Below are 21,972 nucleotides of genomic sequence, written 5' to 3'. Positions count from 1 at the left end.
CACGCATTTACTTTCCAAGCATGCGGTCGTATCTGCCGGGTGGTTAACCGAGTTAGTGCGGATTGATGAACGCGAAACCTGAAACGCCCCTGCTGGACAAGGTCCGCGTGCCCTCCGACCTGCGCACGCTCGACGAGGCCCAGCTGCCGCAGTTGGCAAGCGAACTGCGCGCCGAGCTTATCGACGTGGTGTCGCAGACCGGCGGGCATCTCGGCGCCGGCCTTGGCGTCGTCGAACTGACGGTGGCGCTGCATTATGTCTTCGACACGCCCGACGACCGCATCATCTGGGATGTCGGCCACCAGGCCTATCCGCACAAGATCCTGACCGGCCGCCGCGACCGCATGCGCACGCTGCGCCAGGAAGGCGGGCTCTCCGGTTTCACCAAGCGCTCGGAAAGCGAGTACGACCCGTTTGGCGCCGCGCACTCCTCGACCTCCATTTCCGCCGGCCTCGGCATGGCGGTGGCACGCGACCTCGACGGCGGCAAGAACAATGTCATCGCCGTCATCGGAGACGGCGCCATGTCGGCCGGCATGGCCTATGAGGCGATGAACAATGCCGGTGCGCTCGATGCCCGCCTGATCGTCATCCTCAATGACAACGACATGTCGATCGCTCCGCCGGCCGGTGCGATGAGCGCCTATCTGGCGCGCCTTGCCTCGGGCCGCACCTATGCCGGCGTGCGCGAGCTCGGCAAGAAGCTGACCTCCTATCTCGGCCGCCGCGTCGACCGCGCCATCACCCGCGCCGTCGAGCATGCGCGCGGTTTCGTCACCGGCGGGACGCTGTTCGAGGAGATGGGCTTCTTCCATATCGGCCCGATCGACGGCCACAATCTCGAGCATCTCGTGCCGGTGCTGAAGAACGTGCGCGACAACGGCACCGGCCCGGTGCTGATCCATGTCGTGACCCAGAAGGGCAAGGGTTATGCCCCGGCCGAAGCGGCTGCCGACAAATATCACGGCGTCAACAAGTTCGACGTCATCACCGGCGCCCAGGCCAAGGCGCCTGCCAACGCGCCTGCCTACACCAAGGTGTTCGCCGAAAGCCTGATGCAAGAAGCGCGCGACGACGACAAGATCGTTGCCGTCACCGCCGCCATGCCGTCGGGCACCGGCCTCGATCTGTTCGGCGAAGCGTTTCCGTCGCGCAGCTTCGACGTCGGCATTGCAGAACAGCATGCGGTGACCTTTGCCGCGGGCCTCGCGACCGAAGGCTACAAGCCGTTCGTCGCGATCTACTCGACCTTCCTGCAGCGCGCCTATGACCAGGTCGTGCACGACGTCGCCATCCAGAACCTGCCGGTGCGTTTTCCCATCGACCGCGCCGGCTTCGTCGGCGCGGACGGCGCCACCCATTGCGGCGCCTTCGACACTGCCTATCTTGCCTCGCTGCCCGGTTTCGTCGTCATGGCGGCGGCCGACGAGGCGGAACTGCGTCATATGGTGCGCACCGCCGTCGAATATGACGACGGTCCGATCTCCTTCCGCTATCCCCGCGGCAACGGCGTCGGTGTCGACATGCCCGAGCGTGGCCAGGCGCTGGAGATCGGCAAGGGCCGGATCGTGCGCGAGGGCACCAAGGTGGCGCTGCTGTCATTCGGCACTCGCCTCAAGGACTGCCTGCTCGCCGCCGAGGAACTTGGTGCTGCCGGCCTGTCGACGACGGTCGCCGACGCCCGTTTCGCCAAGCCGCTGGACGAGGACCTGATCCGTCGCCTGGCGCGCTCGCACGAAGTGCTCGTCATGGTCGAGGAAGGTTCTGTCGGCGGTTTCACCAGCCAGGTGCTCGACTTCCTCGCCCGCAACGGCCTGCTCGACAACGGCCTCAAGGTGCGGCCACTGACCATGCCGGACAGCTTCGTCGACCATGCCAGCCCCGACAAGATGCATGTCGACGCCGGGCTCGATTCCGCCGGCATCGTGCGCGCCGTCTTCGCAGCCCTTGGCAAGTCGGCCCAGGCCGTCCGCGCCTGACATTATCGCGCGGGCGCTTGCCTTGCAGGCGCGCATTCGCCATTGAAAGCCATGGACAACTCTGGGCAAGCCCGCGCATCGGCCCGAAAATCGAAGTCGATCTTCGGCAAGCACGATGCGCAAACAAAAGAAGCTGGAGCGCTACGCGTCCAATCGGACGCGCAGCGCTCCGGGAACAGCCTGAGGCTCGACGAATTGCTCGTCAGCCGCGGTTTCTTCGCCAGCCGTTCGCGGGCCCGCGACGCGGTGGCGCGCGGGGCCGTGTCCGTCGCCGGCCAACCGGCGAAGAAGCCCGGACAGATGGTGCCGGCGAGCGCCGAAATCGCCGTCGACGACCCGGCGCAGGCCTATGTCTCGCGCGCCGCACTCAAGCTGATCGCCGGGCTCGACCATTTCAGCTTCGATCCGGCTGGAGCCACGGCGCTGGACATCGGCGCGTCGACCGGCGGCTTCACCCAGGTCCTGCTCGAGCGCGGCGCGGCACATGTCGTGGCGATCGATGTCGGCCATGGCCAGATGGACGGGAGGCTGAAGTCGGATCCGCGCGTCACCTGCCTGGAGGGCCTCAACGCCCGCAATCTGACGTCGGATGATCTCGGCGGCCGGACACCCGATCTGCTGGTCTCCGATGTCAGCTTCATCTCGCTCAGGCTGGCTCTGCCCAATGCACTCGAACTGGCAGCACGAGGCGCCAGGGGCGTCTTCCTGGTCAAGCCGCAATTCGAGGCCGGGCGCGAGGCGATCGGCAAGGGCGGCCTGCTCAGGAATGTCGAGGACGGCCCGCGCATGGCTGAAGAGCTGCGCTCCTGGCTCGACGCCGTTCCAGGCTGGCGTGCGCTCGGCATCTGCCCGTCGCCGCTCGAAGGCGGCGACGGAAATCGTGAATACCTGCTCGGTGGAGTGAAAGAGTAATGACGACACGTTTCGAAATTGCGCGGCTGGGCGCGCATGGCGACGGTGTCGTCGATGCCAATGGCGGGCACATCTTCATCCCGTTCGCGCTGCCGGGCGAGACGGTGACGGCCGCGCGCGACAAGGATCGCGCCCAGCTGATCTCGGTTCTCGAGCCGTCGCCGCAGCGCATCGATCCGGCCTGCCGCCATTTCACCGAATGTGGCGGCTGCGCGATCCAGCATCTCGAGGACCAGGCCTATCGCGAGTGGAAGCGTGGTCTTGTCGCTCATGCGCTGAAGGGCAGGGGCATCGACGTTGCAGTCGGCGAGCTGGTGGCGTGCCCGCAGCACAGCCGCAGGCGTGCGGCGTTTACGGCCCGGAACACCGAGACCGGGCTCCATCTCGGCTACAACAAGGCGTTTTCCCATACCCTGGTCGACATCGAGGAATGCCCTGTCCTGGTGCCGGCCATCGTAGAAGCGGCCGGCACCTTGCGGCACCTTGCCGGCATCATCGCCAATACCTCGAAGCCGTTCCGCTTCCTTGTCACGGCCACCGAGTCGGGCTTCGACGTGGCCGCCAGCGATTGCGGCAAACCGACCGAAGCGATCCGCCGTGCCGCGACCGATTTTGCCATCAAGTCGAAGATCGCCCGCCTGTCCATCGACGGCGAGATCATCGTCGAGCCGGTCAAGCCGATGCTGACCTTTGGCGCGGCGACGGTCAGCCCGCCGCCGGGCGCTTTCGTCCAGGCCGTGGCCGAGGCGGAGGGCGCGATGGTGTCGCTCGTCACCGGCCATATGCGCAAGGCCAGGAAGGTCGCCGACCTGTTTTCGGGCTGCGGCACCTTCGCGCTCAGGCTTGCCGCGGGGGCGGAGGTTCATGCGGTTGAAGGTGAGGCGCCGGCGCTGGCCGCACTCGACCGCGGCTTCCGCTTTGCCAGCGGCCTGAAGCGCGTCACCGTCGAGCGCCGTGACCTCGACCGCCGCCCGCTGACCTTCAAGGAACTGAACGCCTTTGACGGCATCGTCTTCGACCCGCCGCGCGCCGGCGCCGAGGACCAGTCCAAGCAGATCGCCCGCTCCGATGTTCCTTACGTCGCAGCCGTATCGTGCAATCCGGCGACGCTGGCGCGAGATCTCAGGATCCTCATCGACGGCGGCTATGCGCTGAAGAGCGTTGTGCCGATTGACCAGTTCCTATGGTCGCATCATGTCGAGGCGGTGGCGCTGTTGGAGAAGCCGAAGAAGCGGCGGTGAGGCAACCGACCCGGCCGCGATCAGGCGGACCGGCGGCTAAGCCAGGATATGCTCGACGAATTCGGGTACGATTTCGGTGGCGCGGCCATTTATGGCCTGTTCGAAGAGGTCGTAGCCTTCCGACGGTTCGAGGTTGAGTTCGACCGTACGGGCGCCTGCATGGCGCGCCTGCTCGACGAAGCCGGCGGCAGGATAGACGTTGCCGCTGGTGCCGATGGAGACGAAGAGGTCGCAACTTGCCAGCGCCTCGTCGATCTCGTCCATCAGATAGGGCATCTCGCCGAACCAGACCACATCAGGCCGTAACTGGCCGACCTCCTGGCATGACGGGCAGCGTGACGTGCGCAGTATGTCGCCGTGCCACGGGTTCCTTGCGCCGCAATGGGCGCACAAGGCCTTGGTCAGTTCGCCATGCATGTGGATCAGCCGCTGCGACCCGGCCCGCTCATGCAGGTCATCGATGTTCTGGGTGACGAGCAGGAACTTGCCCCGGAACTGCCGTTCGAGCCGCGTCAATGCCACATGTGCGGCATTCGGCGCGACATCGGCAAGACCCGCGCGGCGCTGGTTGTAGAAGTCGTCAACCAGCTCCGGATTGCGGGCAAAACCTTCCGGCGTCGCCACGTCGCGGTAGTCGATCTTCGACCAGATGCCGTCCTTGTCGCGAAAGGTGTCGACACCTGATTCGGCAGAGATTCCGGCGCCGGTGAGCACGACGATCGAGGTGGGGCGTTGCATCGGCATTCGTCCTGTCGGCGCTCGGCCTAGACCCGTGTGCCGCCGACAGTCATCTGGTTCATCCTGAGATGCGGCTGGCCGACGCCGACGGGCACGCCCTGGCCGGCTTTGCCGCACATGCCGATGCCGTTGTCGAGCTTCATGTCGTTGCCGACCATGGTGACGCGATGCATCGCATCGGGTCCATTGCCGATCAGCATCGCGCCCTTGATCGGCTGGGTCACCTTGCCGTCCTCGATCATGTAGGCCTCGGTGCAGCCGAACACGAACTTGCCCGAGGTGATGTCGACCTGGCCGCCGCCGAAGGACACGGCATAGATGCCGTTCTTGACCGAGGCGATGATCTCTTCCGGCGTTTTGTCGCCCGAGGTCATATAGGTGTTGGTCATGCGCGGCATCGGCTGGTGCGCGTAGGATTCGCGGCGGCCGTTGCCGGTCGCCTTCATGCCCATCAGCCGGGCGTTCTGGCGGTCCTGCATGTAGCCGACAAGTTTGCCGTCCTCGATCAGCACGTTGCGGGCGCTGGGCGTGCCTTCGTCGTCGACGGTGATCGAGCCGCGGCGTTCGGCGATGGTGCCGTCGTCGACGACGGTGACGCCCTTGGCGGCGACCTGCTGGCCGAGAAGACCGGCGAAGGCCGAAGTCTTCTTGCGGTTGAAGTCGCCTTCGAGTCCGTGGCCGACCGCTTCATGCAGCATCACGCCCGGCCAGCCGGACGACAGCACGATGTCGAAAGTGCCGGCAGGAGCGGGGATGGCTTCGAGATTGACCAGCGCCTGGCGCAAGGCCTCGGTCGCGGCACCCTTCCAGCTTTCGTCGGTCAGGAATTCGTCGAAATTCTTGCGGCCGCCGGCACCATATGAGCCGCTTTCCTGGCGGTCGCCGTCGCCGACGATGACGGACACGTTCATCCGCACCAGCGGGCGGATGTCGCGCACCACCTGGCCGTCGCCGCGCAGGATCTCGACATGCTGCCACGACGAGGCGAGCGAGGCGGTCACCTGGCGGACGCGCGGATCCTTGTCGCGCAGCCAGGCGTCGATTTCCTGGAGCAGCTTGGCCTTGGCCTCGAAGGACGGCGACGAGATCGGGTTCTCTTCGCCATAGAGATGCGTGTTGGTGCGGGCAGGGGCGGCTGCCAGCGTGCCGGAATAGCCGCCCTTGACCGCCGACACGGCATCGGAGGCGCGCAAAAGGGCCTGTTCCGACAGGTCGCTCGAATGGGCATAGCCGGTGGCTTCGCCGGCAACTGCGCGCAGACCGAAACCCTGGTCGGTGTTGAAGCTCGCCGTCTTCAGCCGGCCATTATCGAACATCAGCGCCTCGCCCTCGCGATATTCGAGGAAGAGCTCGCCGTCGTCGGCGCCCTCGATCGTCTCGGCGACGATCTTGCGCAAGCGGTCTTCCGAAATGTCGAACTGGCTGAGCAGGCTGGTCATGGCGCGTCGCCTCATATTCCAAGGTGAGTGTATTCACCCCGATGTAGGCGACACGGAGGCTCCGGACAATGTCTCCGGCGTCAAACGCTTATGGCAGCGCGGCGAAGCCTTCGCCGAAGCCGTTGAGGTCGACGGGGATGCCGATGCCTTCTTCGGGCGTCTGGAAGACGATGAAGGTCGCCGACTTTCCTGTCTTCAGCGTGTCGAGCAGCGTCTTGTCGAGGATCACCTCGGCATAGCAGCCATCCTGGAAGCAGCGCACGAAATAGGCGCGGCCGATGTCCTTCTGGTCGACATTGAGGCCGAGGCCGTTGGGCAAGAGCACGCCGAGCGGCGCCAGCACGCGCAGGATCTCGGCCTTGTTGTCGGCGGTGCGCAGGATGACCACCGAAAGCCCCATCTCGGGACGGTCCTCGGCAATCACGTTCTGCATCATCACGCATTGTTCGTTGGTCGCGCCAGCGGGCGTGTCGCAGATGATCGACCATGCGCCATGGGTGGACTTGACCGTGCCGCTCTGCTGCGCGCCGGCTTGCATGGGAACCACGCAGGCGGCGGCGACAAGCATCTTCGCCACGGTTTTGAAAAGCCCAGACTTCATGACGGCTCCATTGCGAATCACGACTATCAGGCCGTGCAGGCAGCAAGTAAATAACAAGACGGCGCCTTCGCCATCCTGCAATCTCAGGTTTTCCAGACATTCGAAGCCAATTTGGCCCGAATTGCGACGCCTTTTCAGGGCATGGCAGCACAAGCGGGGCGATTGCCCTATCGCCTGCGCGTTCTTCACCTAGCGCCAAACGCGTCGCGGCGCCAGCCTTTGCGCCTGCGCGCAAAAATGCCGCACGGGTTAAGCCTCTGCTTCCTTGCGGTTATAAAGAGAGTATGGTTTGAACCTCCGAACGTCTCTGGGATTCCCGTCCCGGAGCGGCACGATGTCCTTGCGGCTACGCCCGCACGGAAATGGGAGATACAGAGGGCGATGAGAAAGATCTTTGCTAGCGCCGTCGCGGCGACTGCTTCCCTTGCCAGCGTCGCGGCCTATGCGGCTCAGCCGACGCCTTGGCAAACCACTTTCCAGCCGGCCGCGACCGGCATCATGGAACAGATCACCTGGTTCGAGCACTACACGCTGTGGTTCATCGTTCCGATCACGCTGTTCGTTCTTTTCCTGTTGGCCTATTGCATCTTCAGGTTCCGCGCGAGCGCCAACCCGGTGCCGTCGCGCACCAGCCACAACACGCTGATCGAAGTCATCTGGACCGTCGGTCCGGTTGTCATCCTGCTGTTCCTGGCCATTCCGTCGTTCCAGCTCCTGACGGCGCAGTATTCGCCGCCGGAAGACGCCAAGCTGACGATCAAGGCGACCGCCAACCAGTGGAACTGGGACTACGAGTACCAGAACGCCGAGCCGCTCTCCTTCAACTCGGCGATGCTCGCCGATGCTGACCGCGCCGCGGCCGGCAAGGAAGACAGGGCCGCGTATCCGCGCCTTCTCGCCGTCGACAACGAAATCGTCGTTCCGATCAATACGCTGGTTCGCGTGCTCGTCACCGCCAGCGACGTCATCCACGCCTTCGCCATGCCGGCCTTCGGCGTGAAGACGGACGCGGTGCCGGGTCGTATCAACGAGATCTGGTTCAAGGCTGAGAAGGAAGGCCTCTATTACGGCCAGTGCTCCGAGCTTTGCGGCAAGGACCACGCCTACATGCCGATCGCAATCCGCGTCGTCTCAGACGCACAGTACAATACGTGGCTTGCCGCCGCTAAGACCGATCTGCCGGGTGCCAACAAGGCACTGATGGCCGAGACGGATGGTGCGGCCAAGGTCGCGGCCGCTGGCAACTGAGCCGCGGTAGAATAGGGATCAGGGAACGGAGCGGAACATGGCAGGCGCTGCAGCTCACGACCATCACGACCACAAGCCGAAGGGCTGGGTTCGGTGGGTGTACTCGACCAACCACAAGGATATTGGAACGCTCTACCTGATCTTCGCGATCATGGCAGGCTGCATCGGCGGCTTCCTGTCCGTCATGATGCGCTGGGAACTCGCCGAGCCGGGTATCCAGATCTTCCACGGCCTGGCCTCGATGGTCTACGGCGTTGAAGGCGACTCGGCGATCGACGCCGGCAAGAGCATGTTCAACGCGTTCACGACGGCCCACGGCCTGGTCATGATCTTCTTCATGGTCATGCCCGCGCTGATCGGCGGCTTCGCCAACTGGATGGTTCCGATCATGATCGGCGCGCCTGACATGGCGTTCCCGCGCATGAACAACATCTCGTTCTGGCTGCTTCCGCCCGCCTTCATCCTGCTGATCCTCTCGGCCTTCATGCCGAGCGCTCCAGGCGCCCACGGCGTCGGCGGCGGCTGGACGATCTATCCGCCGCTCTCGACCTCGGGCCAGCCCGGTCCGGCCATGGATCTGGCGATCCTGTCGCTGCACATCGCCGGCGCGTCGTCGATCCTGGGTGCGATCAACTTCATCACCACCATCTTCAACATGCGCGCTCCGGGCATGACGCTGCACAAGATGCCGCTGTTTGCCTGGTCGGTGCTGATCACCGCCTTCCTGCTGCTGCTGTCGCTGCCGGTCCTGGCAGGTGGCATCACCATGCTTCTGACCGACCGCAATTTCGGCACGACCTTCTTTGCGCCTGAAGGCGGCGGCGACCCGATCCTGTTCCAGCACCTGTTCTGGTTCTTCGGTCACCCGGAAGTGTACATCCTGATCCTGCCGGGCTTCGGCATCGTCAGCCACATCGTGTCGACCTTCTCGCGCAAGCCGATCTTCGGTTACCTCGGCATGGCCTACGCCATGGTCGCCATCGGCGCCGTCGGCTTCGTCGTGTGGGCTCACCACATGTACACCACCGGCCTGTCGCTCGACACGCAGCGCTACTTCGTGTTCGCCACGATGGTCATCGCGGTTCCGACCGGCGTGAAGATCTTCTCGTGGATCGCCACCATGTGGGGCGGCTCGATCACCATGAAGACGCCGATGATCTGGGCGATCGGCTTCATCTTCCTGTTCACCGTCGGTGGCGTCACCGGCGTGCAGCTGGCCAATGCCGGTCTCGACCGTTCGCTGCATGACACCTACTATGTCGTAGCGCACTTCCACTACGTGCTGTCGCTGGGTGCCGTGTTCGCGATCTTTGCGGCCTGGTACTACTGGTTCCCGAAGATGACCGGCTACATGTACTCGGCGGCGATCGCCAACACCCACTTCTGGGTGACGTTCGTCGGCGTGAACCTGATCTTCTTCCCGCAGCACTTCCTCGGCCTCGCCGGCATGCCGCGCCGCTACATCGACTATCCGGATGCCTATGCCGGCTGGAATGCGGTGTCGTCCTACGGCTCCTACATCTCGGCCATCGGCGTGCTGATCTTCCTGTTCGGCGTCTTCGAAGCCTTCTCCAAGAAGCGCGTCGCCGGTGCCAACCCCTGGGGCGATGGTGCGACCACGCTCGAATGGCAGCTGCCTTCGCCGCCGCCCTTCCACCAGTGGGAACAGCTGCCGAAGATCAAGTAAGGCACTGATTGAACTACGAAGCCGCCGGCAAGACCGGCGGCTTCGGCCAAACGGAACGACTGGACGTAAGTACGCATGGCCCTTGTCCACAACCGGTTTGACGATCAAACCATCCGCATGTCGGAAGCGACGGCGGGCGATTTCTTCGCCCTGCTGAAGCCGCGCGTCATGTCGCTGGTGGTCTTCACCGCCTTTGTCGGCATGGTTGCCGCGCCTGCCACCATCAACCCGTTCCTCGCCATCGTCGCGATCCTGGCGATCGCCATCGGCGCAGGCGCTTCGGGTGCGCTCAACATGTGGTACGACGCCGACATCGACGCCGTCATGACGCGGACCGCCAGCCGGCCGGTTCCGTCGGGCAAGGTGACGCCGCATGAAGCGCTGACCTTCGGCCTCGTGCTCTCGGCCCTTTCGGTGATGACGCTCGGCGTCCTCGTCAACTGGCTTTCGGCAGCACTGCTCGCCTTCACCATCTTCTTCTATGCCGTCATCTACACGATGTGGCTCAAGCGCTGGACGCCGCAGAACATTGTCATCGGTGGCGCGGCCGGTGCGCTGCCGCCGATGATCGGCTGGGCCGCCGTGACCGGCGCGGTCAGTTTCGAGAGCGTCGTGCTCTTCCTCATCACCTTCCTGTGGACGCCGCCGCACTTCTGGGCGCTGGCGCTGTTCAAGTCACAGGACTATGAGCGCGCCGGCATCCCGATGATGCCGAACGTCGCCGGCGAAGCCTCGACGCGGCGCCAGATCTTCGCCTATTCGCTGCTGCTCGCCCCCGTCGGCGTGGCGCCCTGGCTGCTCGGCTACACCACTATCGGCTATGGCGTCGTTTCGCTGGCCCTGGGCGCAGGCTTTGTCTGGTACGCCTGGAAGGTTCTCCGGATGTCGGACAGCGACCGCGTGATGAAGCCCGCCAAGCAGCTCTTTGCATATTCGCTGCTGTATCTGTTCGTGATCTTTGCGGCCTATCTGGCTGACAGCATCATCGAGCGTGTCTTTGCGCTTGGAGGTGCATGATGTCGGACAAGGACCTGGTGACGCTCACCGACAAGCAGAGGAAGGCACGCCGCAGCCGCAACGTCGCCATCGGCCTGGCGCTGGCGGCACTCGTCATCATCTTCTATCTCGCCACCATCGCCAAGTTCGGCCCGGCCATTCTGGACCGGCCGCTATGAGCAATGGCATGACCGACGACACCAAGGCTGTCGACCTGAAGAAGCAGAGCTCCAACCGGATGGTTGCGGGCATGTGTGTCGCTTTCGTCGGCGGCATGGTCGGCATGGCATATGCCGCGGTGCCGCTCTACGCCATGTTCTGCCAGATCACCGGTTATGGCGGCACGACGCAGCGCGTCGAGCAATATTCCGACAAGATCCTCGACCGCGAGATCACCGTCCGTTTCGACGCCAATGTGTCGGGCGGCCTGCCGTGGGATTTCCAGCCCGTGGCCCGCGACGTCCAGATCAAGATCGGCGAGACCAAGCAGATCCATTACACGGCGAAGAACGTCTTCGACACGCCGACCCAGGGCCGTGCGACCTTCAACGTCACACCGGAGATCGCCGGCGCCTATTTCAACAAGGTCGAGTGCTTCTGCTTCACCGACACGACGTTGAAGCCGGGCGAAACGCTCGACATGCCGGTGGTGTTCTTCGTCGATCCGGAAATCGTCAACGTGCCTGAAATGAAGGACGTCAAGACGATCACGCTGTCCTATACCTTCTTCCCCATTGCGGGGGAAAAGCCTGTGGCTGTCGCGCCCAAGGTTGACGGCGAAGCGAAAAATGTTAATTCCGACGGAAAAGCCGGGGGCTGATATGGCAGACGCGCACGCGAAACCACAACACGACTATCACATCATCGATCCCAGCCCGTGGCCGTTCCTCGCCTCGCTGGGTGCGCTGATCATGGCATTCGGCGGCGTCGCCTGGATGCAGCATCTCAAGGGCGGCAGCTTCCCGGTCTTCGGCTACAACATGGCCGGCGCCAACTACTGGATCTTCCTGATCGGCCTGCTGATTGTGCTCTACACCATGTTCGGCTGGTGGTCGGATACGATCAAGGAAGGCAATGAGGGCCATCACACCCGCGTCGTCTCGCTCCACCTGCGCTATGGCATGATCATGTTCATAGCCTCCGAGGTGATGTTCTTCGTCGCCTGGTTCTGGGCGTTCTTCGACGCGGCGCTGTTCCCGAATGAAGCGCACCAGGTCATGCGCGCTGAATTCACCGGCGGCGTCTGGCCTCCGAAGGGCATCGAGATCCTCGATCCGTTCCACCTGCCGCTTTACAACACGATCATCCTTTTGCTGTCGGGCACGGCCGTGACCTGGGCGCACCACGCCCTGCTGCACAACGACCGCAAGGGCCTGGTCAACGGCCTCGCGCTGACGGTCGGCCTCGGCATCCTGTTCTCGTTCGTGCAGGCCTACGAGTACATCCACGCTCCGTTTGCCTTCAAGGACTCGATCTACGGCGCGACCTTCTTCATGGCGACGGGCTTCCACGGCTTCCACGTCATCGTCGGCACCATCTTCCTGCTGGTCTGCCTGTTCCGCGCCATGCGCGGCGGCTTCACCCCGAAGCAGCATTTCGGCTTCGAGGCAGCGGCCTGGTACTGGCACTTCGTCGACGTGGTGTGGCTGTTCCTGTTCGCCGCGATCTACATCTGGGGTTCGGTTGGCGGCACCATCGCCCACGGCCACTGATCGATCCGGTTCCTGGTGTAAGGCGGTCGCGGCAACGCGGCCGCCTTCTCTTTTTTTGGGCGCTTTCCCGGTGCAATCATCCGGCATGCCGACAAGACGCTTCGCCTGCATGATTACCCTGTTTGCCTCGACTATGACTGCGCAAGCGGGCGAGGTCGATCTCGTCCGCGTCGACAAGTCGGAGCGCCGGCTCGAACTGCTTTCCGGCGACAAGGTGGTTCGCAGCTACGCCATGGTGCTCGGCGCGAACCCGATGGGGCACAAGGCGATGGAGGGCGACGAACGCACGCCCGAAGGCCGCTATCTGCTCGACTGGTGCAACCCGGAAAGCGGCTATTTCAGGTCGATCCACATCTCCTACCCGAATGTTGACGACGTGGCTGCGGCAAAGAGGGCAGGTGTCGAACCTGGCGGAATGATTATGATCCACGGCCAACCGAACGGATATGGCTGGTGGTCCTGGCTGATACAGATGTTCGACTGGACGAACGGCTGCATCGCCGTTACCGACGAGGACATGGCGGAGATCTGGCAGATGGTCGCAAACGGCACTCCCATCGAGATAAATCCATGAGCGAAGACCAAGCGATCTGGCCGCCGGTCGAGCCGATCGCGGCAGGGCTCAAGGGGCGCTGTCCGCGTTGCGGTGAAGGCAGGCTGTTCTCCAGCTTCCTGTCCGTCGGCAAGGAGTGCGGCGTCTGCCGGCTCGATTATTCCTTTGCCGATGCCGGCGACGGTCCGGCGGTGTTCGTCATCCTGATCATCGGCTTTGTCGTGGTCGGGCTCGCGCTGTGGCTCGAGGTCAATTATGGACCGCCGCTGTGGCTCCATCTGCTGTTGTGGATCCCTTTGACCGTGGCACTCGGCCTCGGCTCGCTGCGCCTCATCAAGGGCGTGCTGATAACGCTGCAGTATCGCAACAAGGCAGCCGAAGGGCGTTTGGACAAGGGCGAATGATCCAGGAAAAGACGATGACGGTCCCGGCGCGACGTTCCGGGCACGTGTTGATGCTCGTGCTCGGCACGATTGCCTTTGCGCTGCTGCTCGTGCTCGGCAGCTGGCAGGTCCAGCGGCTCTATTGGAAAGAGGAACTGATCGCGCAGATCGCCGAACGGACGAAGTCGCAGCCATTGCCATTGGCTGAAATGGAAGTGAAGTACCGCGCCACCGCCGACGTGGACTATTGGCCGGTCGCGCTATCGGGCACCTTCATGCATGACGGCGAGCGGCATTTCCTGGCGACATGGGAAGGCCAGTCCGGCTTCTACGTCTACACGCCGCTGAAGCTGGATGACGGCCGCTTCGTTCTGGTGAACCGCGGCTTCGTTCCCTACGACCTCAAGGACGCGACCAAGCGGCCGACCGGACAGGTGACGGGCCCCGTCAGCATCGTCGGGTTGGCGCGCAACCCGCTGGAGGGCAAGCCGGGTTCGCTGGTGCCGGACAACGACGCGGCCAAGAACGTCTTCTACTGGAAGGACCGCGACGCCATGGCGGCGAGCGCCGGGCTGCCTGCCGGTGCGGCCGTGCTGCCGTTCTTCGTCGATGCCGACAAGACGCCCAATCCTGGCGGCTTGCCGGTCGGCGGGGTGACCATGGTCGACATGCCCAACAACCACCTGCAATACGCGGTCACCTGGTATGGGCTGGCGGCGGCGCTGCTGGGTGTCATGGGCGTCTGGCTGCTGCGTCGGCCCGACGGCAAATGACTGACCTTGCATGATCCCGGAATTCGGGATCGCGCACGGTTCCAGAGTGCCAGGGCGTCCTTTGCACGCCAAAGAAGACGCGCGGTGCTTCAGCCTCCCTTGACAGCAAGGGGGCACAGACATCATTTCGGCCCTGAACGAAGAAGCGGATCAGATGCTCCAGACGATTGCCAAACCGCCCCTGACGATCAGGCTCTGCCAGCCGCGCGGCTTTTGTGCCGGCGTCGACCGGGCGATCCAGATCGTCGTGCTGGCGCTGAAGAAATACGGCGCGCCGGTCTATGTCCGCCACGAGATCGTGCACAACCGTTACGTCGTCGAGGGGCTGCAGAATCTCGGCGCGGTGTTCATCGAAGAACTCAACGAGATCCCCGACGAGCATCACGACGCGCCGGTCGTGTTTTCCGCCCATGGCGTGCCGAAGTCGGTGCCGGCGGATGCGGTGGCGCGCAACCTGTTCTATCTCGACGCCACCTGTCCGCTGGTCTCCAAGGTGCACAAGCAGGCGATGCGCCACCAGCGCAAGGGCCGCCACGTGCTGTTGATCGGCCATGCCGGCCACCCCGAGGTGATCGGCACCATGGGCCAGCTGGACGAGGGTGCGGTCACGCTGATCGAAACCGAGGCCGACGTCCGCAATTTCACGCCGGCCGATCCGGCAGCCCTTGGTTTCGTCACCCAGACGACGCTTTCGGTGGAGGACACCGCAGGCATCCTCAAGGCGCTGCAGGAGAAGTTCCCGGCGATGGAGGCGCCTGCCGCCGAATCGATCTGCTATGCCACCACCAACCGCCAGGACGCGGTCAAGGAAACGGCGCCGGGCTCCGACCTCTATCTCGTCGTCGGCGCGCCCAACTCGTCCAATTCGCGCCGCCTCGTCGAAGTCGCCGAGCGGGCAGGGGCCAAGATGTCGCTGCTGGTTCAGCGCGCGTCGGAGATCCCGTGGAACGACATCGGCGGCATCGCTACGCTTGGCCTGTCGGCGGGGGCTTCGGCGCCTGAGATCATCGTCGACGAGATCATCAACGCTTTCCGCGAACGCTTCGAGGTGAACGTGGAACTCGCCATCACGGCGACCGAGACGGAGGAGTTTCCGGTGATGCGGGTATTGCGCGACGTCGAGCTGACGCCAGCCGACATGGCCTTCGTCAACGGTAACGGCTGATGGCTGTCTATACCGACGTCGGCGAGGGCGAACTCGAAGCGTTCCTGCGCAATTATCCGGTCGGCGAGTTGCTGTCCTACAAGGGCATTGCCGAGGGGACCGAGAACACCAACTTCCTGCTGCACACGACGACAGGGTCATACATCCTGACGCTGTATGAGAAGCGAGTCGACAAGGCGGACCTGCCGTTCTTCCTCGGCCTGATGCAGCATCTTGCCCACAAGGGCATTTCCTGCCCCCTGCCGGTCGACGGCAAGGACGGGAATGTCATCGGCACGCTGGCCGGCCGTCCGGCCGTCATCATCACCTTCCTGGAAGGTATGTGGCTGCGCCGGCCTCAGGTCGTGCATTGCCGCGAGGTCGGCAGGGCGCTGGCCGAACTGCACATCGCCGGCAGGGACTTTGCGATGACGCGGCCGAATTCGCTCGCCATCGATGGCTGGCGCAAGCTCTGGGATGCTGCACATCCACGTGCCGACGAAGTCGAGCCCGGGCTCGCCTGCGAAGTCGACGCCGACTTTGCCGAGTTCGAGAAGAACTGGCCAAAGAACCTGCCGTCGGGCGTCATCCACGCCGACCTGTTCCCGGACAATGTGTTTTTCCTCGGCGACAATCTGTCGGGCCTGATCGACTTCTATTTCGCCTGCAACGACGCCTACGCCTACGACCTCGCCACCTGCCTCAATGCCTGGTGCTTCGAGAAGGATTTTTCCTTCAACCTGACCAAGGGCACGGCCCTGCTGGACGGCTATCAGAGCGTCCGCCCGCTCAGCGCGGACGAGAAGGCAGCGCTGCCGATCCTGGCGCGCGGCTCGGCCCTGCGCTTCATGCTGACGCGGCTCTACGACTGGCTGACGGTGCCGGACGGCGGGCTGGTGATGAAGCGTGACCCGTCGGAATACATCCGCCGCATGCGCTTCCACCGGACGATCAAGACCGCCCAGGAATACGGACTGAAATGAAGCAAGTTGAAATTTTCACCGATGGCGCCTGCTCGGGCAATCCGGGTCCGGGTGGCTGGGGGGCGCTCATGCGCTACAAGGCCAAGGTCAAGGAGCTGTCGGGCGGCGAGGCGGAGACCACCAACAATCGTATGGAGTTGCTGGCTGCCATATCTGCCCTGAACTCCCTCAAGGAGCCGTGCGAGATCGACCTGCACACCGACAGCAAATACGTCATGGACGGGATCTCGAAATGGATCCACGGCTGGAAGAAGAACGGCTGGAAGACCGCCGACAAGAAGCCGGTCAAGAACGGCGAGCTGTGGCAGGCGCTTGATGAGGCCAACAGGCGTCACAAGGTCAAGTGGCACTGGGTCAAGGGCCATGCCGGCCATCCTGAGAACGAACGCGCCGACGAGCTGGCGCGTGAGGGTATGGCGCCGTTCAAGAGTGGCCGCAAGGCATAGGCCTTCTGCCAGACCCGAGTGGGCGCGCCGCCGTAAGGCCGCGCGCCCTTTTCAGTCTTGGAGCTGTGTCAGTCAGAGCTGTTCGAGAATGCGGGCCGCGCCCGAATCGACGGCCTGGCCGGGTGCGCCCTCGAGGTTGAGCTGGGCGACCTTGCCGTCTTCGACAATCATCGAATAACGCTTCGAGCGCAGGCCCATGCCGGCGGCCGAAAGGTCGGTGTCGAGGCCGATGGCGCGGGCGAAATCACCGCTGCCGTCGGCGAGGAACTGCACCTTGCCTTCGCCGCCGCTGAACCGGGCCCAGGCGCCCATGACATGGACGTCGTTGACCGAAACCACCGCAATGGTGTCGACGCCGCGCGCGATGATCGCGTCATGGTTCTCGACATAGCCGGGCAGGTGGTTGTTGCTGCAGGTCGGCGTGAAGGCGCCCGGTACCGCAAACAGCACGACCTTCTTGCCGGCAAAGATTTCATCGGAGCTGATGCTCTTGGCGCCATCGGCGGTCATCGTCTTGAACGTGGCCGCTGGCAGCTTGTCGCCGATCGAAATGGTCATGAATTTCCTCGTAAGCGTAGAGTTCGAGTTGAAATCGGAAGGACGCGGCAATCACCTAGCGCAGATGTCGCCCGCGTCCAATGGCCAGCTGGATATAGGAAGCTGGACAGCCCTTTTCAGGGATAGGGTAAAAAGTCAGGGATAGGGCAAAAATCCCTCGACGGCGCCTGCAGCACTTGTCAGCGTGTAGGGCAGTCCCTTGCCGGCTGGCTTTGTGTCAGGGCGTTCGAGCAGCTTGACGGTGAACACCGCCTTGCCGCCCTCTATGTGCCGCTCGGGCGTGCCGAAGACGTAGCCGTCGACGCCGGCGACGAAGACATCCAGCGCATCGGCGGGACCAGGCGCCGTCGCGGTGATCGAGACATGCTCGCCTTCGGTCGGCTCCAGCGTGGCGCCGAAGTCCTGTTGTGCGGCACCGGGGAGGGCGGCAAGCGCCGTCTTCACCAGGATGGCATCGCCTGGATTGTCGGGATCGGCGGCGGGATCGACCTCAAGCGTGGCCTGCACCGGCACGCAGATCGTCTCGCAGACGCCGAGGAAGACGTTGGCGGTGATGGTCGCCGGTTCGCCCGGGGCGGTGACGGTAAAGCTCACGGGCAGGCGCACGGAGTGGTCGTAGCCGGCCCATTTGGCATAGCCGTCGTCATGACGGCGCGGCGCCGGGTAGGACAGGTCGACGCCCGATACGTTGCGGCTTGCCGAGACGTCGATCTGCGGCGGCACGCCGGAATTGCCGGGGTCCCGCCAATAGGTTTTCCAGCCGGGCTTGAGCTCGATGTCGAGCACGCCCTGCAGCTTGCCGGATGCATCAGGCACCCCCGAGGTGACCAAGCGGAAACGGCCGCCATCGGCTTCGAACCAGGCTGACGAGGAGGCGTGGGCCGGGGCAGCGGCAAGCAATGCCGCGCAGAGGCCGATCGCGGAGTGGAGCGCAATTTTCATGGCGGTGATTTGATAGCCTCCCGCAGCGTCCGCAACAGGGGGCGCCAACACATCGCATCATTTTTGCGTGACGTTGCCTGTCAAAAGATGAATGCGTCGCGCCGTGCGCCATCTTTCAAGACGGCAGGAAACGCGTTACCTTCAAGCCATGGACCTCTTACGCCAGAAAAAGGGCGCCTCGCAGCGCGGTTTTCTCGACGATCAGTTCCTCATCGCCATGCCGGGGATGAAGGACGACAGGTTCTCGCGTGCCGTGATCTACATCTGTGCCCATAGCGACGAAGGCGCCATGGGTCTGATCATCAACCAGGTCCAGCCGCTGCTGTTTCCTGATCTGCTTGTGCAACTCGGGATCCTCGACGAGCAGGAAGCGATCCGGCTGCCTGGCAAGGCCAAGGACTTCATCGTCCGCAATGGCGGGCCGGTCGACCGCAGCCGCGGCTTCGTGCTGCACAGCGACGACTACAAGGTCGAGTCCTCGTTGCCTGTCTCGGAAGAGATCTGCCTGACGGCGACCGTCGACATCCTGCGCGCCATTTCCGCCGGGCGCGGGCCGCGCCATGCGCTGATGGCGCTCGGCTATTCCGGCTGGGGCGCCGGCCAGCTCGAAAGCGAAATCGCCGAGAATGGCTGGCTGACCTGCCCAGCGACGTCGGAGCTTCTGTTTGACACCGACATCGACCGCAAATACGACCGCATCCTGGCCACGCTCGGCATCGACCTTGCGCGGCTCAGCAGCGCTGCCGGTCACGCCTGAGCAAGCGGATACTGCTCTTTCAGCATCTTCAGCGCCTGGTCGCCGGGAACCGGTGCGCCGAACATGAAGCTCTGCACATATTCGCAGCCCATCTGCCGCAGTTCGAGCGCGTCGCTCTCGTCGGAGATGCCTTCGGCGACCACCGATAGCCCAAGCTCATGCGCCATGTTGACCATCGACTTGAGCAGCACCGCGCGCTTGGGCGAGGTGTCGTCGACGAAGCTCTTGTCGATCTTGATGGTGTCGAACGGGAAGCGGGTAAGATAGGCGAGTGACGAATAGCCGGTGCCGAAATCGTCGAGCGACAGGCCGATGCCCAGCTGCTTGAGCTTGGTCAGCACGTGGTTGGTCTGCTCGGGATTGTCCATGACCAGCGATTCCGTCAGCTCCAGGCGGAAGCAGCGTGGCTTGAGATTGGCCCGTGCGATGACCGAGCGGACATCGCTGACGAGGTCGCGGCGGATGAGCTGGCGGCTCGACAGATTGACCGACACCGACAGCGGCGCGTCGCTGATCTGCTTCTGCCAGTCGGCCAGATCCTCGGCGGCGCGCTGCATTGCGAACAGGCCGAGCTGGACGATCAGGCCGCAGCCCTCGGCAACGGGGATGAAATCGCCCGGCGGGATCATGCCGCGACGCGGGTGGTCCCATCTGAGCAGCGCCTCGAAGCCGGCGACGCTGCCGTCTTCCAGTCGCACGATCGGCTGGTAGGCCAGTGTGAATTCCTTGCGCTCGATGGCGCGGCGGAGGTCCGATTCGAGCTGCAGGCGATCGGTGCCGACGGTGCGGAAGGCCGGACGGAACGGTTCGATGCGGTCGCCGCCGAAACGCTTGGCCTGGTGCATCGCCAGTTCGGCGTCCTTGACCATGTCCTCGGCGGTCGCCTGGGCGGTTGTCCAGGTGATCAGGCCGACGGAGGCGGTCAGCACGATCTCGCGCTTGGCGAAGGTGATCGGCGCCTTGATCGCCTGCTTGATGGCGTCGGCGACGGCGGCGATGCGCGACGGATCCTGTTCCGACAACAGCATCAGCGCGAATTGGTCGCCGGCAAAGCGCGACAGCGAATCCTTGGGCTTGAGCAGCCGGTGCAGGCGGCGGGCGATGGTCAGAAGGATGGTGTCGCCGGCCGAAATGCCCAGGCCGTCATTGACCTGCTTGAAGCGGTCGATGTCGATGACGAACACCGACGGGCGGACCTTCTCTTCGGTGCGGGCGATCGAGATGATCGCCTCGAGCCGGTTCATGAACAGCTCGCGGTTGGGCAGGCCGGTCAGGTTGTCGTGCACGGCGTCGTGCAGCAGGCGCTCTTCGGATTTCTTCTGTTCGGTGACGTCGACCATGGTGCCGACGCAGCGGATGACCTCGCCATCGGAGCCGATGACTGGCCGCGCCTTGAGCTGGAACCAGTGGTAGTGGCCGTCGGCGCCGCGCAGGCGGAAGCTCTGCGAGACGCGGCCGCGGCGGTGCTCCAGCACGACGTCGAGCGTTGTGCGGAACGTATCGCGGTCGTCGGAATGCAGCACCGGCAGCCAGTTGCGGGCAGCACCGCCCAGGCTGTTCGGCGCAAGGCCGAGCTGGACCGAGACGTCGGGACGGGTGACGACGCGGTCGCGCAGCACGTCCCAGTCCCAGACGATGTCTCCGGAGCCGGAGATGGCGAGTGCCTGCCGTTCCATGTCGCTGAACAGGCCCTGATGGGCGCCGCCGCCGGCGAAGGCGTGCTGCATGACGGTGAAGCCGATCAACAGGATGATCAGGATCAGGCCGCCGCCGAGCGCCGGCTGGACGATGTCGTTGTCGAGGACGCCTGTTATCGCCATCCACGAGCCGCTGAGCCATATCAGCACCATCGCCCAACTGGGCACCAGCATGATGGCGCGGTCATAGCCGCGAATGCTGAGATAGACGATCAGGCCGAGGCCGGTGAGCGCGGTTGCCGCAAACGAGATGCGCGCGATGCCTGCGGCAACTGCCGGATCGATGATGGCGACGCCGGCGATCAGGAACAGGCCGATGATCCAGACGAAGGCGCCATAGCTGAAATGGCCATGCCAGCGGTTGAGGTTGAGATAGGCAAACAGGAACACGACGAAGGTGCCGGCGAGCGCCACCTCCGTGCCCGCTCGCCATATCTGCTCGTTGCCGGGGGATACCTCGATGACCTTGTTGAGGAAGCCGAAGTCGACGCAGATATAGGCAAGCACCGCCCAGGCAAGCGCTGCGGTGGCTGGAAACATCGAGGTTCCCTTGACCACGAACAGGATGGTCAGGAACAGCGCGAGCAGGCCGGCGATGCCGATGACGATGCCGCGGAACAGCGTGTAGGAATTGACGGTGTCCTTGTAGGATTCCGGATCCCACAGATAGACCTGCGGCAGCTTGGGTGAAGCAAGCTCGGCGATGAAGGTGACGACGGCACCCGGGTTGAGCGTGACCAGGAAGACGTCGGCGTCGGGGCTCGCCTGGCGGTCGACAGCGAGGCCTTCGGAAGGCGTGATGGCGGTGAGGCGGTTGGAGCCGAGGTCGGGCCAGAACAGGCCGGAGCCGACAAGCCGGAAGTGCGGCGCAACGATCAGGCGATCGAGCTGCTGGTCGGTGGTGTTGGCGAGCGCGAAGACGGCCCAGTCGCCGCTGGAGCGCTGGTCGTTGGCCTCAACCTCGATGCGGCGCACGATGCCGTCGGCGCCGGGGGCCGTGGAAACCTGGAAGTTCTCGCCCTGATTCCTGTAGATCTCGACCGCGCCCGTGAGGTTGAGCGCGACGTCGTCACGGGAGATCTTGATCGGCTCCACGGCCAAGGCCTGCGACACCGCACAGACGCTCGCGACAACGGAAACGATGAGCGCAAACAACGGCGCCAGCAGGAAATGCTTCGACAAG

At 64.1% G+C, this 21,972-nt stretch carries 22 protein-coding genes; 16 read left to right on the top strand and 6 right to left on the bottom strand.

Annotation, left to right across the window (positions count from 1 at the left end; all coding sequences use genetic code 11):
• Positions 1 to 65: 65 nt before the first annotated feature.
• The 3 genes from dxs to HNQ95_RS22570 all read left to right on the top strand — a co-directional run bounded on the left by dxs (position 66) and on the right by HNQ95_RS22570 (position 4,132).
• Positions 66 to 1,979, top strand: a complete 1,914-nt coding sequence (dxs, locus tag HNQ95_RS22580) for a 1-deoxy-D-xylulose-5-phosphate synthase (RefSeq protein WP_067964591.1) — start codon at positions 66 to 68, stop codon at positions 1,977 to 1,979.
• A 180-nt stretch (positions 1,980 to 2,159) separates the two neighbouring features.
• Positions 2,160 to 2,891 carry a TlyA family RNA methyltransferase gene (locus HNQ95_RS22575; RefSeq protein WP_246340934.1) on the top strand — a complete coding sequence of 244 codons (732 nt, stop codon included), beginning with the start codon at positions 2,160 to 2,162 and terminating at the stop codon, positions 2,889 to 2,891.
• Positions 2,891 to 4,132 carry a class I SAM-dependent RNA methyltransferase gene (locus tag HNQ95_RS22570; RefSeq protein ID WP_182575260.1) on the top strand — a complete coding sequence of 414 codons (1,242 nt, stop codon included), beginning with the start codon at positions 2,891 to 2,893 and terminating at the stop codon, positions 4,130 to 4,132. The genes HNQ95_RS22575 and HNQ95_RS22570 overlap by 1 nt, the downstream gene beginning before the upstream one ends.
• A gap of 36 nt (positions 4,133 to 4,168) precedes the next feature.
• On the opposite strand, the gene cobB is transcribed toward HNQ95_RS22570, so the two are convergent.
• The 3 genes from cobB to HNQ95_RS22555 all read right to left on the bottom strand — a co-directional run bounded on the left by cobB (position 4,169) and on the right by HNQ95_RS22555 (position 6,877).
• Positions 4,169 to 4,870: a Sir2 family NAD+-dependent deacetylase gene (gene cobB / locus HNQ95_RS22565; RefSeq protein WP_376769268.1), complete on the bottom strand. Its 702-nt coding sequence runs from the start codon at positions 4,868 to 4,870 to the stop codon at positions 4,169 to 4,171.
• A 26-nt stretch (positions 4,871 to 4,896) separates the two neighbouring features.
• Complete coding sequence (gene tldD / locus HNQ95_RS22560) at positions 4,897 to 6,309, bottom strand: metalloprotease TldD (RefSeq protein ID WP_182575262.1); 1,413 nt, start codon at positions 6,307 to 6,309, stop codon at positions 4,897 to 4,899.
• A gap of 88 nt (positions 6,310 to 6,397) precedes the next feature.
• Positions 6,398 to 6,877: an invasion associated locus B family protein gene (locus HNQ95_RS22555; protein WP_245432147.1), complete on the bottom strand. Its 480-nt coding sequence runs from the start codon at positions 6,875 to 6,877 to the stop codon at positions 6,398 to 6,400.
• 414 nt (positions 6,878 to 7,291) lie between these two features.
• Between HNQ95_RS22555 and coxB the strand changes: the two genes are divergently transcribed.
• The 12 genes from coxB (at position 7,292) to rnhA (ending at position 16,835) form a co-directional block, all read left to right on the top strand.
• Entirely contained in the window at positions 7,292 to 8,158 is an 867-nt protein-coding gene (coxB, locus tag HNQ95_RS22550; RefSeq protein ID WP_067964583.1) for a cytochrome c oxidase subunit II, read from the top strand.
• Positions 8,159 to 8,195: 37 nt separating this feature from the next.
• A complete protein-coding gene (gene ctaD / locus HNQ95_RS22545) occupies positions 8,196 to 9,845 on the top strand; it encodes a cytochrome c oxidase subunit I (protein WP_067964581.1) in 1,650 nt (549 codons plus the stop codon).
• A 75-nt stretch (positions 9,846 to 9,920) separates the two neighbouring features.
• Positions 9,921 to 10,862, top strand: a complete 942-nt coding sequence (locus HNQ95_RS22540) for a heme o synthase (protein WP_182575263.1) — start codon at positions 9,921 to 9,923, stop codon at positions 10,860 to 10,862.
• Positions 10,862 to 11,020, top strand: a complete 159-nt coding sequence (locus tag HNQ95_RS22535) for a cytochrome c oxidase system small membrane protein (RefSeq protein ID WP_169808282.1) — start codon at positions 10,862 to 10,864, stop codon at positions 11,018 to 11,020. Before HNQ95_RS22540 ends, HNQ95_RS22535 begins: the two co-directional genes overlap by 1 nt.
• An 8-nt stretch (positions 11,021 to 11,028) precedes the next feature.
• The gene (locus HNQ95_RS22530; protein ID WP_067966957.1) at positions 11,029 to 11,661 is read left to right on the top strand and encodes a cytochrome c oxidase assembly protein; all 633 of its coding nucleotides are present in this window, start codon (positions 11,029 to 11,031) and stop codon (positions 11,659 to 11,661) included.
• 1 nt (position 11,662) lies between these two features.
• The gene (locus HNQ95_RS22525) at positions 11,663 to 12,553 is read left to right on the top strand and encodes a cytochrome c oxidase subunit 3 (protein ID WP_067964577.1); all 891 of its coding nucleotides are present in this window, start codon (positions 11,663 to 11,665) and stop codon (positions 12,551 to 12,553) included.
• 109 nt (positions 12,554 to 12,662) lie between these two features.
• Positions 12,663 to 13,127: a L,D-transpeptidase family protein gene (locus HNQ95_RS22520; protein ID WP_246719263.1), complete on the top strand. Its 465-nt coding sequence runs from the start codon at positions 12,663 to 12,665 to the stop codon at positions 13,125 to 13,127.
• A complete protein-coding gene (locus HNQ95_RS22515) occupies positions 13,124 to 13,510 on the top strand; it encodes a DUF983 domain-containing protein (RefSeq protein WP_067964574.1) in 387 nt (128 codons plus the stop codon). Before HNQ95_RS22520 ends, HNQ95_RS22515 begins: the two co-directional genes overlap by 4 nt.
• Positions 13,511 to 13,524: 14 nt before the next feature.
• Positions 13,525 to 14,262 (top strand): SURF1 family protein, encoded by a 738-nt coding sequence (locus tag HNQ95_RS22510; RefSeq protein ID WP_281381273.1) that lies wholly within the window; start codon positions 13,525 to 13,527, stop codon positions 14,260 to 14,262.
• 154 nt (positions 14,263 to 14,416) lie between these two features.
• The gene (ispH, locus tag HNQ95_RS22505; protein ID WP_067964572.1) at positions 14,417 to 15,427 is read left to right on the top strand and encodes a 4-hydroxy-3-methylbut-2-enyl diphosphate reductase; all 1,011 of its coding nucleotides are present in this window, start codon (positions 14,417 to 14,419) and stop codon (positions 15,425 to 15,427) included.
• Complete coding sequence (locus HNQ95_RS22500) at positions 15,427 to 16,389, top strand: homoserine kinase (protein ID WP_182575265.1); 963 nt, start codon at positions 15,427 to 15,429, stop codon at positions 16,387 to 16,389. Before ispH ends, HNQ95_RS22500 begins: the two co-directional genes overlap by 1 nt.
• The gene (gene rnhA / locus HNQ95_RS22495; RefSeq protein ID WP_067964568.1) at positions 16,386 to 16,835 is read left to right on the top strand and encodes a ribonuclease HI; all 450 of its coding nucleotides are present in this window, start codon (positions 16,386 to 16,388) and stop codon (positions 16,833 to 16,835) included. The genes HNQ95_RS22500 and rnhA overlap by 4 nt, the downstream gene beginning before the upstream one ends.
• Positions 16,836 to 16,907: 72 nt before the next feature.
• Here rnhA and HNQ95_RS22490 read toward each other — a convergent pair whose 3' ends face one another.
• Together HNQ95_RS22490 and HNQ95_RS22485 are read right to left on the bottom strand one after the other, a co-directional pair.
• Positions 16,908 to 17,393 carry a peroxiredoxin gene (locus HNQ95_RS22490; RefSeq protein ID WP_154386006.1) on the bottom strand — a complete coding sequence of 162 codons (486 nt, stop codon included), beginning with the start codon at positions 17,391 to 17,393 and terminating at the stop codon, positions 16,908 to 16,910.
• A gap of 135 nt (positions 17,394 to 17,528) precedes the next feature.
• On the bottom strand, positions 17,529 to 18,335 hold the full coding sequence (locus tag HNQ95_RS22485) for a protein-disulfide reductase DsbD domain-containing protein (protein ID WP_210283838.1): 807 nt from the start codon (positions 18,333 to 18,335) through the stop codon (positions 17,529 to 17,531).
• Positions 18,336 to 18,483: 148 nt separating this feature from the next.
• On the opposite strand from HNQ95_RS22485, the gene HNQ95_RS22480 reads away from it, so the two are divergent.
• Positions 18,484 to 19,092: a YqgE/AlgH family protein gene (locus HNQ95_RS22480; protein ID WP_067964563.1), complete on the top strand. Its 609-nt coding sequence runs from the start codon at positions 18,484 to 18,486 to the stop codon at positions 19,090 to 19,092.
• Here the strand turns inward: HNQ95_RS22480 and HNQ95_RS22475 are convergent.
• A complete protein-coding gene (locus HNQ95_RS22475; protein WP_067964562.1) occupies positions 19,083 to 21,971 on the bottom strand; it encodes an EAL domain-containing protein in 2,889 nt (962 codons plus the stop codon). The genes HNQ95_RS22480 and HNQ95_RS22475 overlap by 10 nt on opposite strands.
• Position 21,972 lies beyond the last annotated feature (1 nt).

This window comes from Aminobacter ciceronei (assembly GCF_014138625.1).
In the GTDB taxonomy this organism is placed as follows: Bacteria; Pseudomonadota; Alphaproteobacteria; order Rhizobiales; family Rhizobiaceae; genus Aminobacter; species Aminobacter ciceronei.
The sequence above is the reverse complement of the archived record's forward strand: the minus strand, read 5'-3'. Positions and strand labels throughout refer to the sequence as shown.

Coding starts and splice junctions, on each gene's coding strand:
- dxs (WP_067964591.1), top strand. CDS start 66: ATGAACGCGAAACCTGAAACGCCCCTGCTGGACAAGGTCCGCGTGCCC.
- HNQ95_RS22570 (WP_182575260.1), top strand. CDS start 2,891: ATGACGACACGTTTCGAAATTGCGCGGCTGGGCGCGCATGGCGACGGT.
- cobB (WP_376769268.1), bottom strand. CDS start 4,870: ATGCAACGCCCCACCTCGATCGTCGTGCTCACCGGCGCCGGAATCTCT.
- tldD (WP_182575262.1), bottom strand. CDS start 6,309: ATGACCAGCCTGCTCAGCCAGTTCGACATTTCGGAAGACCGCTTGCGC.
- HNQ95_RS22555 (WP_245432147.1), bottom strand. CDS start 6,877: ATGCTTGTCGCCGCCGCCTGCGTGGTTCCCATGCAAGCCGGCGCGCAG.
- coxB (WP_067964583.1), top strand. CDS start 7,292: ATGAGAAAGATCTTTGCTAGCGCCGTCGCGGCGACTGCTTCCCTTGCC.
- ctaD (WP_067964581.1), top strand. CDS start 8,196: ATGGCAGGCGCTGCAGCTCACGACCATCACGACCACAAGCCGAAGGGC.
- HNQ95_RS22540 (WP_182575263.1), top strand. CDS start 9,921: ATGGCCCTTGTCCACAACCGGTTTGACGATCAAACCATCCGCATGTCG.
- HNQ95_RS22535 (WP_169808282.1), top strand. CDS start 10,862: ATGTCGGACAAGGACCTGGTGACGCTCACCGACAAGCAGAGGAAGGCA.
- HNQ95_RS22530 (WP_067966957.1), top strand. CDS start 11,029: ATGACCGACGACACCAAGGCTGTCGACCTGAAGAAGCAGAGCTCCAAC.
- HNQ95_RS22525 (WP_067964577.1), top strand. CDS start 11,663: ATGGCAGACGCGCACGCGAAACCACAACACGACTATCACATCATCGAT.
- HNQ95_RS22520 (WP_246719263.1), top strand. CDS start 12,663: ATGATTACCCTGTTTGCCTCGACTATGACTGCGCAAGCGGGCGAGGTC.
- HNQ95_RS22515 (WP_067964574.1), top strand. CDS start 13,124: ATGAGCGAAGACCAAGCGATCTGGCCGCCGGTCGAGCCGATCGCGGCA.
- HNQ95_RS22510 (WP_281381273.1), top strand. CDS start 13,525: ATGACGGTCCCGGCGCGACGTTCCGGGCACGTGTTGATGCTCGTGCTC.
- ispH (WP_067964572.1), top strand. CDS start 14,417: ATGCTCCAGACGATTGCCAAACCGCCCCTGACGATCAGGCTCTGCCAG.
- HNQ95_RS22500 (WP_182575265.1), top strand. CDS start 15,427: ATGGCTGTCTATACCGACGTCGGCGAGGGCGAACTCGAAGCGTTCCTG.
- rnhA (WP_067964568.1), top strand. CDS start 16,386: ATGAAGCAAGTTGAAATTTTCACCGATGGCGCCTGCTCGGGCAATCCG.
- HNQ95_RS22490 (WP_154386006.1), bottom strand. CDS start 17,393: ATGACCATTTCGATCGGCGACAAGCTGCCAGCGGCCACGTTCAAGACG.
- HNQ95_RS22485 (WP_210283838.1), bottom strand. CDS start 18,335: ATGAAAATTGCGCTCCACTCCGCGATCGGCCTCTGCGCGGCATTGCTT.
- HNQ95_RS22480 (WP_067964563.1), top strand. CDS start 18,484: ATGGACCTCTTACGCCAGAAAAAGGGCGCCTCGCAGCGCGGTTTTCTC.